Source organism: Oleiagrimonas sp. C23AA (assembly GCF_011759385.1).
GTDB lineage: Bacteria > Pseudomonadota > Gammaproteobacteria > Xanthomonadales > Rhodanobacteraceae > Oleiagrimonas.
The window spans coordinates 145,147-158,448 of the sequence record NZ_JAARLY010000001.1 but is presented as its reverse complement, the minus strand read 5'-3'; the positions used below and the strand labels follow the sequence as shown (position 1 = coordinate 158,448).

Annotated in this window: 13 protein-coding genes; all 13 read left to right on the top strand. The window is 64.6% G+C overall.

Annotation, left to right across the window (positions count from 1 at the left end; translation table 11 throughout):
* The first annotated feature begins 163 nt into the window (after window positions 1-163).
* The 13 genes from fliD (at window position 164) to fliJ (ending at window position 13,225) form a co-directional block, all read left to right on the top strand.
* A complete protein-coding gene (gene fliD, locus HBF24_RS00720) occupies window positions 164-1,669 on the top strand; it encodes a flagellar filament capping protein FliD (protein ID WP_167167445.1) in 1,506 nt (501 codons plus the stop codon).
* Between the two features lie 17 nt (window positions 1,670-1,686).
* Window positions 1,687-2,106, top strand: a complete 420-nt coding sequence (gene fliS, locus HBF24_RS00715) for a flagellar export chaperone FliS (RefSeq protein ID WP_167167443.1) — start codon at window positions 1,687-1,689, stop codon at window positions 2,104-2,106.
* A complete protein-coding gene (locus HBF24_RS00710) occupies window positions 2,103-2,396 on the top strand; it encodes a hypothetical protein (protein ID WP_167167440.1) in 294 nt (97 codons plus the stop codon). The genes fliS and HBF24_RS00710 overlap by 4 nt, the downstream gene beginning before the upstream one ends.
* A 68-nt stretch (window positions 2,397-2,464) precedes the next feature.
* On the top strand, window positions 2,465-3,019 hold the full coding sequence (locus tag HBF24_RS00705) for a PilZ domain-containing protein (protein ID WP_167167437.1): 555 nt from the start codon (window positions 2,465-2,467) through the stop codon (window positions 3,017-3,019).
* A 293-nt stretch (window positions 3,020-3,312) separates the two neighbouring features.
* Complete coding sequence (locus HBF24_RS00700; protein ID WP_167167434.1) at window positions 3,313-4,731, top strand: sigma 54-interacting transcriptional regulator; 1,419 nt, start codon at window positions 3,313-3,315, stop codon at window positions 4,729-4,731.
* 164 nt (window positions 4,732-4,895) lie between these two features.
* Complete coding sequence (locus HBF24_RS00695) at window positions 4,896-6,095, top strand: PAS domain-containing sensor histidine kinase (protein WP_167167431.1); 1,200 nt, start codon at window positions 4,896-4,898, stop codon at window positions 6,093-6,095.
* Between the two features lie 3 nt (window positions 6,096-6,098).
* Window positions 6,099-7,451, top strand: a complete 1,353-nt coding sequence (locus HBF24_RS00690; RefSeq protein ID WP_167167428.1) for a sigma-54 dependent transcriptional regulator — start codon at window positions 6,099-6,101, stop codon at window positions 7,449-7,451.
* A 58-nt stretch (window positions 7,452-7,509) separates the two neighbouring features.
* Entirely contained in the window at window positions 7,510-7,869 is a 360-nt protein-coding gene (gene fliE / locus HBF24_RS00685) for a flagellar hook-basal body complex protein FliE (RefSeq protein WP_167167425.1), read from the top strand.
* A 66-nt stretch (window positions 7,870-7,935) separates the two neighbouring features.
* Window positions 7,936-9,684, top strand: a complete 1,749-nt coding sequence (gene fliF, locus HBF24_RS00680) for a flagellar basal-body MS-ring/collar protein FliF (RefSeq protein WP_167167422.1) — start codon at window positions 7,936-7,938, stop codon at window positions 9,682-9,684.
* The gene (gene fliG / locus HBF24_RS00675; RefSeq protein WP_167167419.1) at window positions 9,674-10,687 is read left to right on the top strand and encodes a flagellar motor switch protein FliG; all 1,014 of its coding nucleotides are present in this window, start codon (window positions 9,674-9,676) and stop codon (window positions 10,685-10,687) included. The genes fliF and fliG overlap by 11 nt, the downstream gene beginning before the upstream one ends.
* On the top strand, window positions 10,684-11,373 hold the full coding sequence (locus HBF24_RS00670) for a flagellar assembly protein FliH (protein WP_167167416.1): 690 nt from the start codon (window positions 10,684-10,686) through the stop codon (window positions 11,371-11,373). The genes fliG and HBF24_RS00670 overlap by 4 nt, the downstream gene beginning before the upstream one ends.
* On the top strand, window positions 11,370-12,788 hold the full coding sequence (gene fliI / locus HBF24_RS00665) for a flagellar protein export ATPase FliI (protein WP_167167413.1): 1,419 nt from the start codon (window positions 11,370-11,372) through the stop codon (window positions 12,786-12,788). Before HBF24_RS00670 ends, fliI begins: the two co-directional genes overlap by 4 nt.
* A complete protein-coding gene (gene fliJ / locus HBF24_RS00660) occupies window positions 12,785-13,225 on the top strand; it encodes a flagellar export protein FliJ (RefSeq protein WP_167167410.1) in 441 nt (146 codons plus the stop codon). The genes fliI and fliJ overlap by 4 nt, the downstream gene beginning before the upstream one ends.
* The last annotated feature ends 77 nt before the right edge of the window (window positions 13,226-13,302 follow it).

Sequence of the window (13,302 nt, the reverse complement as noted above, 5' to 3'; positions counted from 1 at the left end):
GGTGCCGATTTAGGGTCATGCGACGGAAAAACGTCTCCACGGATGGAAGAAGCCATTACCAACACCAGCCATGGAGGGTTTTGGCCGGCTTCTTGCTTGACGCCACGCGTAGGCCGACGAATTCCACCGCCACCTCTGTCTTGAGATTCCACGGGACCCTCCAATGAGCATCACCGGCATCGGTTCGAGCACCAACACGACGAGCACGACCAATACCAGTGGCAGCTCCACCAGCAGCAGTTCGGGTAGTACGACGAGCAGCAGTTCGGGTAGCACCGGCTCATCGGGCAGCAGTTCCGGCAACGGCATCAGCGGCACCGGCCTGCTCAGCTCGCTGGGTATCGGCTCTGGCCTCGACGTCACATCGATCATTACCGCGCTGGTCAACGCCAAGAAAGCCGGTCCCGAACAGCAGATCACCAGCCAGACCACCAAGGATCAGACCCTGATTACCGGTCTGACCAGTCTGGATTCGGTATTGAGCTCCCTGAAAAGCTCCCTGGATGATCTGACCAGCTCAAGCACATATACGGCATTCGACGCCAGTTTCGCCGACAGCAGTCTCGGCACCGCCAGTACGCTTTCATTTGCGGTGCCAGGCACCTACAACGTCGACGTGCAGTCGCTGGCGACGGCGCAAAAGCGGCTGTCCAACAGCTATGCCACCGACAGCCCGGTAGGCACGGGCACACTCACCATTGGCGTGGGCAGCAACAGCGTTGATATCAACGTAGGCAGCTCTGACACCATTGGCGACATCGCCAACAAGATCAATGCTTCCTCGGACAACCCCGGGGTCACGGCGGCCGTGGTCAACGGCGTGAATGGCTCACAGCTGGTGCTGACCTCGACCAAGACCGGCGTCGCCAATGCGTTCACCGTGAGCGCCAGCGGCGGCTCCAGCACCGGCGTAAGTGACCTTGCCACGGCGCTCGGCACGGCGGGCAGTAACGAAGCGGCCGATGCGCAACTGAGCATTGACGGCGTCTCGGTGAGCAGCGCCAGCAATACGGTGACCGGCGCCCTGACCGGGGTCACACTGGACCTGGCAGCGACCGGTACCAGCACACTGACCGTCAAACAGAACACCGACAAGATCACCTCGGCGGTACAGGCTTTTGTCGATGCCTACAACAGCTATGCCAGCACGACGGCGACGTTGTCCAGCTACAACCCTGACACCCAGCAGGCGGGCATACTGCTGGGTGACAGCACGCTCAGTTCCGTGCAGCGCCAGATTTCCTCGGTATTGGGTGCCCCAGTCAGTGGCAGCAGCATCGCCAGTCTGGCGAACCTGGGTATCACCCGCAGTGCGGACGGCACGCTGAGCCTGGATAGCAACAAGCTCTCCAGTGCCATCAGCGACAACCCGTCGGCCGTGAAGAATTTCTTCTCCGGCGACAGCGGATTTGCCACCAAGCTGTCCAGCACCATCGACGATTACACCGCCAGCGACGGCATCCTGCAGAGCCGCATCAACAGCCTCAACAGTCATGTCAGCGACCTGGCCGACCAGAAAACGGCTCTGGACAAGCGCATGCAGGCCTACGAGAAGCAGTTGCAACAGCAATACACCGCGCTCGATTCGCTGGTCTCGTCGCTCAATAACACCAGCACTTACCTGACCCAGCAGCTGAACGCGCTGACCAACAGCAATAGCAAGAACTGACGTTTCGGGAGCACACCATGACGTATGCAATGATGAACGCGGCCAGCTCGCTGTATCGTGAGACCAGCGCGCACGGCAGCATTGAGGGGGCCGATCGCCACCAGCTGATAAGCATGCTGTTTGATGCTCTGCTCGAACGCATGAATGCCGCCCGCGGGCAGATCATGCATGGCAACGTTACCGGCAAGGGAGAGAGCTTCGCCCGCGCCCTTGCCATGGTGACCGAGCTTCGCGCCAGCCTTGACCATTCGGTTGACAGCCAGTTCAGCGCTCGCCTGGACAGCCTGTACGACTATGTCAGCCGTCGCCTGCTCACGGCCCAGCTCAATGATGATCTGGTCGCGCTCAATGAATGCATCAGCCTGATCACGCCGGTGCGCGACGCCTGGCACGAGATCCGTGAGCAGTACCTGGCCAACCCGCCCGCCGACGCATGAACCCGAATCTTCCCGAACCACTGGAGCAAGCGCTTACATTGAGCATCCGCATGCTTGAGGCTAGCCATACCCACCAATGGGATCAGGTGGCGTCCCTCAAGAGCGAGTTTGACCGGGCCCTGCGGGACGTTGGCACGCCTACTGCCCGGATGCGGGAGGCCTTCGCGGTGCTGGCCAGCCAGCAGCAGCAATTGCAGGCGCGTGCACGCGAAGCCCAGGACGCGATCGGCGATGAGTTGGGCAAGCACAAATACAAGCAGCGCGCCGTGCATGCCTATCTCTCTCCGTAAATGCCGAACCATGCGGTAGCGGCGCATTCGGCGCACAATGTGTGCCGATGTCCGAAGGAGCGGCGCCCATGACCATCTCCACCTCGCATGCCTGGCACGAATTTTCCGATCGCGTCGCCTATGAAGGTTCGGTGCGGCTCAACCTAAGCGTTCGGCCCCTGCCGGATGCCCCTCGCCTGGCACAGCTAAGCGACATGGGTGCGCAGATCCTGGCCACGCTGGAGGCCATGGAAGAGCGTCGCGGCCTGGATGATGACAGCGCCATTGCGCACGAGCTGGCACGCATGGATGCCAAGCTCAACGTGCTCATGGAGCTGCTCAATCGTGCGCTGATGCCTGAATCCAAACTGCCGGAACGCCAGCATCTGCGCTTCAACGCCTTCGGGCTCAGCGGCGCGGTCTCGCTGCCCGACCAGGGCAGTACGGTGCGCGTTCGCCTGCACTTCGATGGTTGCCGCGCCATGCCTCTGGAGTTGTTCGGCCAGGTCGCTTCCGGTACGCCAGCGCCGTTCATTGCCTTCCATGGTGTCGGCGAAACGCTGCGCGAGGCGATTGAACGCATGGTGTTTCGGCACCACCGCCGCCTGATCGCCGATCGCCGCGGGGCACGTGACGCACAGTGACGCCTGTCGTGACAGGTGATGTCCCTACGCGCATTTGGTCAGTCCGAAACCCCTGAACGTCACCTGAAACATCTGCTTGACTCAGCAAGGTCATGTGACCCAATACGCTTTTCTGACACCCGACGAGAAATTGTCGAAATTAATTTTCCTTTGTCTGCGGGCAGTTGCGCCCACACGGGGCGTCGACTCCCCGACGGATGTCGATAAATTGTCGACGCCTGGCATGGTTCTTGGTTGCCTCTTGCATGTACGACGCGAGCGGTCGCGTGTCATTTGTAAGGGAGAGCAAAGCCATGCATACCTCGCACGCCCTGGTGATTGAACCCGATGCCCAGCGCGCCCAGACGGTGCGCTCGGTACTGGAGTTTCTTGGCTTCACCCCGGTATGGACCGATGCCAGCACGCCGCCTGCTCCAGAGCGCGACTTCAACTGGCGCTGCGTTTATATCGGCCAGGTTACGGACGAGGCGCTGCTCGATAAGGCGCTTGCACCACTGGGCAAGCAGCGCGCGCAACTGGGTGCGCTGGTGGCGGCCGACGCACCGCTGGCGGTGCATGCGGCCGGACTCGGGTTTGCTCGTATCGACCATGTGAACTACCCACTGCGTCATGATCGCCTGACTCAGATCATCCGGCAGCAGCAGGCTCTGCTCACTGAGCATGAAATGGCACCGGATGACCGTTTTGTCGGTGCCTCCGGCCCAATGAACCAGGTCAAGGCGCTGATCGGGCAGGTGGCTCCATTCGATTCCAGCGTGCTGGTACTGGGTGAATCGGGATCCGGCAAGGAGCTGATCGCACGCACCATTCATGAGAGCTCGCCGCGCCGCGACAAGCCGTTCGTGGCCATCAACTGCGGCGCCATTCCGGCCGAACTGCTGGAAAGCGAGCTGTTTGGTCACGAAAAAGGCGCCTTTACCGGCGCCATCGCCACCCGCAAGGGCCGCTTCGAGCTGGCCGAGGGCGGAACACTGTTTCTGGACGAGATTGGCGACATGAGCCTGCCCATGCAGGTCAAGCTGCTGCGCGTACTGCAGGAACGCACCTTCGAGCGAGTGGGTTCGAACAAGTCGCAGGCATGTAACGTACGCATCATTGCGGCCACGCACCGCAATCTGGAACGTGCTATCGAGCAAGGGCACTTCCGCGAAGACCTGTTTTATCGCCTCAATGTTTTCCCGCTGGAAATGCCGCCGCTGCGCCAGCGCACCGACGACTTGCCCTCGCTGGTTGCTGAGTTCAACCAGCGTCTGTCGCGTCGCGGTCTGGGGCCAGTCAATATCACCGAAAGCGCAATGAAGGCACTGCAGGCCTATCGATGGCCCGGCAACGTGCGTGAACTGTGCAACCTGGTGGAACGCCTTGCCATCCTGTTCCCGAGCACGCCAGTTCGCGCCGCCGACCTGCCCATGCAGTACCGAGGCGAGACGGTGCCGCCCGAGCCCGAGCCCAGCGCCACCACGCTGCTTCAGATGATGCATGCGCCAGCGCCGGCCACCATGCCCAGCTCAGCCTCCGAAGCCAACCTGCTGCCAGAGGACGGCATCGACCTGAAGGACCACCTGGCCGATATCGAGGTGGGTCTTATCCGCCAGGCGCTGGATGCCTCGGGCGGCGTGGTCGCCCGCGCCGCCAAGCTGCTGCGCGTGCAGCGCACCACCTTGGTCGAAAAGCTGCGCAAATACGGTCTGCAGCCCAGCATGCAGGGCTAGAACCCCGCCTCGACAGCGATCATGAAAACCCAGAAGCCGAAGCGTCGGGAAACCGACACTTCGGCTTTTTTAATTTATAAGCCAATGTATTTTATGGGTTAAATTAGACCATACGGGATGGCATTCATCTTGCTTAAACGGTTCCAGGACACTCGGAATCCGCGATGAAGCACGACGATGCCACGACGCGACTGAAGGAGCTGGCGCAGGCCTTCAACGTTTTCAACGCCACCTCTCGCGACCTGCAGGCCGCCTGGGCGGCGCTGGAAGCGCGCGTGGCCGAGCTGACCCGTCAACGCGATGCCGCGCAGAAGGCGCGTATGGCCGAGCTCGCGGCCAAGGAACGTGTCGCCGAACGTCTGCAATCACTGCTTGAGGCGCTGCCCGCCGCGACCCTGATGCTCAACGCCGAAGGCCGTATCGTTGAAGGCAACGCCGGCGCCCATGAACTGTTGGGTGCCCCACTGGTCGGCGCCAAGTGGCAGGATGTGGTGCAACGGGCTCTGAGCGCCGAAAGCGACACCGATGGCACGCCGCGACTGAGCGACGGCCGACGCCTGAATGTTTCCCGTCGCAGCATTGCCGACGGCGGTTGTGTGCTGCTGCTGACCGATGACAGCGAAGCCCACGCCCACCGCAGCGGCGTCGAGCGCCAGCGCCGGCAATCGGCCATCGACGACATGAATGCCCGCCTGGCGCACCAGTTGCGCACGCCACTTGCCACCGCGGTGCTCTATCTTTCGCGCATTGCCGACGGTGGTCTTCCCGCCGACACCTGTCAACGCCTGGGCGCCAAGGCTCTGGCGCGCCTGCGCGACCTGCAACACCTTATCGACGGCATGCTGGCCCTGGCCCGTGGCGAACGCGGCGAGGCCGAAGACATCGATGTGGCGATGCTGCTCGAGCAGGTCCGCGCCAGCGCCGAGGCCTCGCTGGGTGATGGCCGCCGGCTGCGCCTGCCGCATCGCGAGCCCGGTGTATGCGTGCGCGGGCAGCGTCACCTGCTGCACAGCGCATTGCTCAATCTGGTCGAGAACGCCCTGCATGCCGGTGACCGAGTGCAGATCGAAGCGCACACCGACCAGACCGATATCGTCATCAGCGTCACTGACAACGGCCCCGGCATTCCCGAGGCGCTGGCCACACGCATTTTTGATCCGTTCTTCACCACCCGCCGCGACGGCACCGGCCTGGGCCTGGCGATGGCCCGCTCGGTGATACAGGCCCACGGCGGTCAGCTGAACCTGGTACCGGCCATGCAGGGCGCGCGATTCGTGATGCGTCTGCCACGTGCCGGCATGACCCACCTCCTCCCCAGCGGCGAGCTGTTCAACGGCGATCCCGCTCATCCAGCGAGAACCTGAACCATGACCGATACCCACGCCCCGTCCGTGCTCATCGTGGAAGACGACCACGATCTGAGCGAAGCGCTGTGCGAAACGCTGGAACTGGCTGATGTGCCGGTCTGCGAGGCGGGTGACGGCGAGCAGGCACTGCGGCGCATCGCCGAAGGCAATGTCGGCCTGGTCGTCAGCGATGTGCAGATGCAGCCGATGAACGGCCATGTCTTGCTGCAGCGCATTCGCCAGCAACACCCCACCCTTCCCGTAGTGATGATGACCGCCCACGGCACCATCGAGCGCGCCGTGCAGGCCATGCGCGACGGTGCCGACGACTATCTGGTCAAGCCTTTCGATGCCTCGCAGTTGGTTGGACTGGCGCAACGATTCCTGCGTACCGATGATCGCCAGGTCACCCCGATCGCTGAGGATGAGGCCAGTGTGCAACTGCTGGACATCGCCGGGCGCGTGGCCGCCACCGATGCCACGGTGCTGATCACCGGCGAAAGCGGCGTCGGCAAGGAAGTGGTGGCCCGCCACGTGCACCACCATTCCACGCGCCGCAGCGGCCCCTTCGTCGCCATCAATTGCGCGGCCATTCCCGAGAGCATGCTCGAGGCCACCCTGTTTGGCCACGAAAAAGGCGCCTTCACCGGCGCCACCCAGGCCTATGCCGGCAAATTCGAGCAGGCCCAGGGCGGCACCCTGCTGCTGGACGAGATTTCGGAAATGGCTTTGCCGCTACAGGCCAAGCTGCTGCGCGTGCTGCAGGAGCACGAAGTCGAGCGTATCGGCGGTCGCGGCGCCATTGAGCTGGATGTGCGCGTGATCGCCACCACCAATCGCAACCTGCGCGAGGAAATCGCCGCTGGCCGCTTCCGCGAGGACCTGTATTACCGCTTGAACGTGGTGCCACTGAACGTGCCCGCGCTGCGCGAGCGTCCGGCCGATATCGTGCCGCTGGCCGAGCGACTGCTGGCCCGCCACGCCTTTCGCATGCGCCGCGACACCCCATCCCTGAGTGCCGGCGCACGGCGCACCCTCCTTGAACACCGTTGGCCCGGCAACGTCCGCGAATTGGACAACCTGATGCAGCGCGCGCTGATCCTGGGCGCCAAGACCGAAGTGGACGCGGCCAGCCTGCATTTCGAGCGCGATGACAAAATTCCGTCACCTGCCGCCACTACGTCGTCAGCCGGCGGCAGCGAACTCAATGACATCGTGCGTCGCAGCGAGAGTGCGGTGATCCTCGATGCCCTGCGCGAAAACCGCGGCAACCGTCGCGCCACCGCCGCCAAACTGGGTGTCAGCGAGCGCACGCTGCGCTACAAGCTGGCGCGACTGCGCGAAAACGGCGCCTTGGCCTCCGCCGGATACTGAGTGTGGCACGGCTTGTGCATTCACAGACACAAGCCTTGCCAGTCAAGAGATGCGCGCCATGAGCCAGATCGACGTCAACAGCCTGCTTAACCAGATGCGCAGCCTGAGCTCGCAAATGGACGCCGTGCGCGGTGATGCCCCGACCCGTACCGATGCCATCGGCGGCGCGGGCGTGACCGGCCAGACAGGGCAGACCACCGACAGCTTCGGCAGCCTGCTCAAGCAATCGATCGAGAGCATCAACGAAGCCCAGGGTGAGGCCAAGCAGATGCAAAACGCGTTCGAGCGTGGCGACAACACCAACCTGGCCCAGGTCATGGTGTCGGCGCAGAAAGCGGACCTGTCCTTCCGCACCATGGTGCAGGTGCGCAACAAGCTGGTCGATGCCTACAAGGACATCATGAACATGCAGGTGTAAGGCGCCACGCCTTCCTGCCATTGCGGCCACGCCGGCCGCCCCGCTTCCAGGTTGCCCTAGAAAATCATGGCCGATAATCCCGTAGCCCAGACCGCCGGCGGCGGCACCCCGACAGCATCCGGCATGCGCCTGGACTCGCTCAAGAGCGTGGCGCAGACACCGCTGGCGCGTCAGCTGCTGCTGCTGGTCGGCATGGCTGCCACTGTGGCCATTGGCGTGGCCGTGGCGCTATGGTCGCGCACGCCCAACTACGGCCTGCTGTATTCCAACCTGGACCAGAAAGACGCCGCTGCCATCACCCAGGCGCTGCAAACCAGTGACGTCCCCTACAAGCTGAGCGCCGATGGCAACGCCATCATGGTGCCCAGCGACAAGATCCCCAACCTGCGCCTGAAACTGGCCGCGCAGGGCCTGCCCCAGGGCAGCGCCCAGAGCAGCGCGGTGGACAGCAAGAATGACTCGCCGTTCGGGATGAGCGATCTGGCCGAGCGCACCCGCTATCGGCAGGCGCTGGAAGCCGACCTTGGCCGCACCATTTCCAGTCTGCAGTCGATCCGCGACGCCCGCGTGCATCTGGCGCTGCCCAAGCCTTCGGCCTTCATTCGCGACAATGCACCGGCCAGCGCATCGGTAGTGGTGACGCTGTTTCCCGGCCGCAACCTGGGCAGCTCGCAGGTGGCCGCCATCACGCACCTGATTGCCGCCAGCGTGCCGGGTCTGGACCCACGTCAGGTCTCGGTCATCGATCAGCAGGGCCAGTTGCTGACAGTGACCGACCCCAACAGCGCCACGGCCGTCAACGACAGCCACATGCAGATCACCTCGCGCATCGAGGATGACTATGCCCAGCGCATCCAGCAACTGCTGACACCACTGGTGGGACCGGGCCGCGTGCGCGCCCAGGTCTACGCCGATGTCGACTTTTCCAGCACCGAGAAGGCTTCGGAAACCTATGGTCCGCAGCAGGGCTTGCTGCGCAGTGAGAAGGTCTCCAGCTCGCAGACCACCGACCCCAAGGCCAAGGCCAACGTGCCCGGAGCGCTGCAGAACCAGCCGCCGAACACGGCCTCGCAGCCCACTGCCGCCAACCCTCAGGGTGGGCCCGGCAATACCCCGGCAGGTGCTACCGCAAACGCAGCCAACTCCCAGGGCACCGGTGGCAACGCTCAGCCGACACAGAGCTCCAACTCGGCCACGCGCAATTTCGAACTGGATCGCACCATCGCCCATACGACCAATCCGGCCGGCCGCATTGCGCGTCTGACCGTGGCCGTGGTCGTCGACAACAAGCAGGTGGTGGGAAAGAACGGCAAGATCACCTCGGTGCCATTCACCCAGAGTGAGATCACGCGCATGACCGAGCTGGCCAAGAACGCGGTCGGCTTCGACGCCAAGCGCGGCGACAGCGTGTCGGTGATCAACGAGGCCTTCCACCAGAGCACAGAGAGCGACAAGGAACCCTCACTTCCGTTCTGGCAGCGTCCCGGCATGATGGATCTGATCAAGCAGGGTGTCGGTGTGCTGCTGCTTTTGGCCCTCGTGTTTGGCCTGCTGCGGCCGATGATGAAGGGACTGCTCAAGCCGGCGCAGGAGGTGCCCGATGAAAACGAGGCAACCGCCCTGCCCGGTAGCAATACTCCGGAAACGGTGCGTGCCCAGATCCGGGAAAAGGCCGATAATGACGAAGATATACCGGCCCTCAGCCCGACTGCTGCGTACGAACAGAGAGTCGGCCTGGCCAAGCGCCTGGCCACGGAAAACCCCAAGCAGGTCGCGCAGGTCGTCAAGAACTGGGTAGCGAGCGATGAAGTCTGACAATCACGCTGACATCAACGGCGCACAGCGCGCGGCGATCCTGCTGCTGTCGCTGGGTGAGGCCGATGCCGCCCAGGTGCTCAAGCACCTGGATGCGCGTGATGTGCAAACGGTCGGCTCGGCCATGGCCAGCCTCAAGAACGTCACCCGCGACCAGGTGACCCACGTGCTGGACCGCTTCGCCGAGGATCTGGGCGACAACACCTCGCTGGGTGTCGGCACCGACGAATACATCCGCAAAGTGCTGACCAGCGCCTTGGGCGAAGGCAAGGCCGGCAGCCTGATCGACCGTATCCTGCTGGGCCGTTCCAGCAAGGGTCTGGAGTCACTGAAGTGGATGGAGAGCCGCGCCATCGCCGAAATGGTCGGACAGGAGCACCCGCAGATCATCGCCTTGGTGATGGCGCATCTGGAACCGGACCAGGCCGGCGAAGTGCTCGGTTATCTACCGGCACGCACGCGCTCGGACGTGATCATGCGCATCGCCACGCTGGACGGCGTGCAGCCACACGCCCTGCACGAACTGGACGAAGTGCTCGAGCGCCAATTCTCCGGCAGCTCCAACAAGCTCAAATCGTCGACCGTGGGTGGCCTGAAATCGGCCGCCGACATCCTCAACACCATGGACAGCTCGAAGGAAGCCGAGCTGATGGAGTCGATCCGCGGCACCGATGCACAGCTTTCCGAGCGCATCGAGGAGCTGATGTTCGTATTCGACGACCTTTCCGAAGTCGATGATCGCTCGATGCAGACCCTGCTGCGCGAGGTGGCCTCGGACAAGCTGATCATCGCCATGAAGGGTGCCGAGCCCAAGGTGCGCGACAAGATTTTCGCCAACATGTCCAAGCGCGCGGCCGACATGCTGCGTGACGACCTGGAAGCCAAGGGTCCGGTGCGCCTGTCCGAGGTCGACTCGGCGCAGAAGGAAATTCTGGCCACGGCCAAGCGTCTGTCGGCCAACGGCCAGATGAACCTGGGCGGCGGAGGTGAGGACTTCGTATGAGCGAGCGCATGGGCATCCTGGCCCGCGAGGAGCTGGCCCAGGTGCGCCGCTGGGAACTGCCGCAGGTCGGCTCGGCCGAGCCGGCCGAGCCAAAGGAAGATCCCGACGCACCGCGCCCGCCCACCGTGGCCGAACTGCAGGCACTGGAGGATGCCGCCCGCGAGGAGGGCTATCAGCGCGGGCTGGAGGAAGGCCGCGAGGCCGCACGCCGCGAGCGCGATGCGCAGGCCGCGCGCCTGGCGCAGCTGTTCAACGCCGTTGCCCGCCCTTTGTCCGACGTCGATGAAGCCACCGAGCGTGATCTGGCCGGTCTGTCGGCCCTGATCGCCGAGCGCGTGGTGCGCCGGCAGATCAGTGAGCATCCGGATTTTCTGATCGATATCGTGCGCGAGGCCATCAGCCACCTGCCCGCCGCGACCGCCAGCGTGCGTGTCATCGTGCATCCGGATGATGCGGCGATGCTGCGTGACGCGCTGGGCGAGGCCGACGAGCGCGGCTGGCGCATCGACGAAGACAAATCCCTGCTGCCCGGTGACTGTCGCATCGTCTCCGATGCCTCGCGCATCGACCTGCGCACCGAGACCCGCCTGGCGGCGATGATCGACGCCCTGCTCGGCTCCGACAACGACACGCAAGCCGGTGACGACGAGCGCCAGTACGAGGCCGGCGCGGAGTCAGGTGCATGAGCACGGCGCGCAGCACGCGCTGGCGCGAGCAGCTGGCCGAACGGCGCCAGCGTCTGGACCAGGTCACCGCCATGCCGGTCGAGGGCATGCTGCGCCGGGTGGTCGGACTGACCCTGGAAGCGGTGGGTGTGGAAGCGCCGCTGGGCTCGCGCTGCCTGGTCGACAGCGCCGACGGCGCGCCGCTGGAAACCGAAGTGGTGGGCTTTGCCGAAGGCCGCCTGTTCCTGATGCCCACCGGTCAGCTGCATGGCATTCTGCCCAACGCCCGCGTGCGCCCGGCGCCGTCCAGCGCCGGCATCCCTGTCGGCGACGGCCTGCTGGGGCGGGTGATCGACGCGGCCGGCCAGCCGCTGGACGGCAAGGGTCCGCTCACGGCCACGCAACCGGCCTCGCTAAAGCGCGAGCCGATCAATCCCATGGCGCGCCAGCCCATCGAGCAGCCGCTGAATGTCGGCGTGCGCGCCATCAACTCACTGCTGACTGTCGGTCGCGGCCAGCGCATGGGCCTGTTTGCCGGCTCCGGTGTCGGTAAATCGACGCTGCTGGGCATGATGACGCGTTTTACCGACGCCGACGTGGTGGTGGTCGGCCTGATCGGCGAACGCGGCCGCGAGGTGAAGGAATTTGTCGACCACATCCTGGGCGAGGAAGGCCGCCGCCGTGCCGCGGTAATCGCCGCACCGGCCGATGCCCCGCCGCTGTCGCGCCTGCGCGGCGCACAGCTGGCCACCGCCGTGGCCGAATACTTTCGCGATCAGGGCAAGCGGGTGCTGCTGCTGATGGATTCGCTGACCCGCTACGCCCAGGCCCAACGCGAGATCGCCCTGGCCATCGGCGAGCCGCCGGCGACCAAGGGCTATCCGCCGTCGGTGTTCGCCATGTTGCCGGCACTGGTCGAGCGCGCTGGCAACGGCCAGCGCGGCGCCGGCTCCATCACCGCCTTCTACACCGTGCTGACCGAGGGCGATGACTACCGTCACGACCCGATCGCCGACGCCGCGCGCGCCATTCTCGATGGCCACATCGTGCTTTCGCGCGATCTGGCCGAGGCCGGCCACTACCCGGCCATCGATATCGAAGCCTCGATCAGCCGCGTCATGCCCTCGGTCACCGACCGCGAGCACCAGCGTGCTGCGCAACGCTTCCGGCAGATTTATTCGGCCTACCAGCAGCAGCGCGACCTGATCAACATCGGCGCCTATCAGAAAGGCAGCGATCCGCGCGTGGACGAGGCCATCGCCATGTGGCCGGCGCTATCAGGCTTTCTGCAGCAGGAAACCGATCAGCCGGTGCCTATCGACGACGCCCTGGCCGCGCTCAAACGCACGCTGGGCCTGGACGCGCCAGCGCCGGCCGCGGCCCCGCCCACCGCCGGCTTTGCCGTGCCACCGGCTGAACCGGGTCTTGGCACGTGAAACGCCGCTCCGAGCGCATGCAGCGGGTTGCCGACCTGGCCGAAAGCCGCAGCGACGAGGCCGCCCGCATACTGGGTGAACATCAGCGCGCGCTGCGCGAGGCCGAGTCGCAGCTGGAGGAACTGGGTCGCTTTCGCAAGGAATACGAAACCATGGCGCCCGGCCAGGGCGTCACCGTCGCCGAAATGCTCAATCGCCAGCGCTTCGTGCATCGCATCGACCAGGCCATGACGCAGCAACGCAGCGAGATCCAGCGACGCCGCCAATCCGTGGAGGGCGCCCGCGCACGCTGGCTGGAAGTGCGTAATCGTCACGCCGCGCTGGACTCGGTCACACGCCGCTACCGCAACCAGGAAGAGCGCGCCGAAGAACGCCGTGACCAGGAAGCGGTCGACGAGCGCTCGCAGCATCGCCGGGGCGGCCCCGGGCACGACTGATCCGCTGGCACACTCCGTGCTTCCTTATCTAACGAAACGCCAGCCTTGCCCCTGAGCAACCGACCGGAACACCCGTC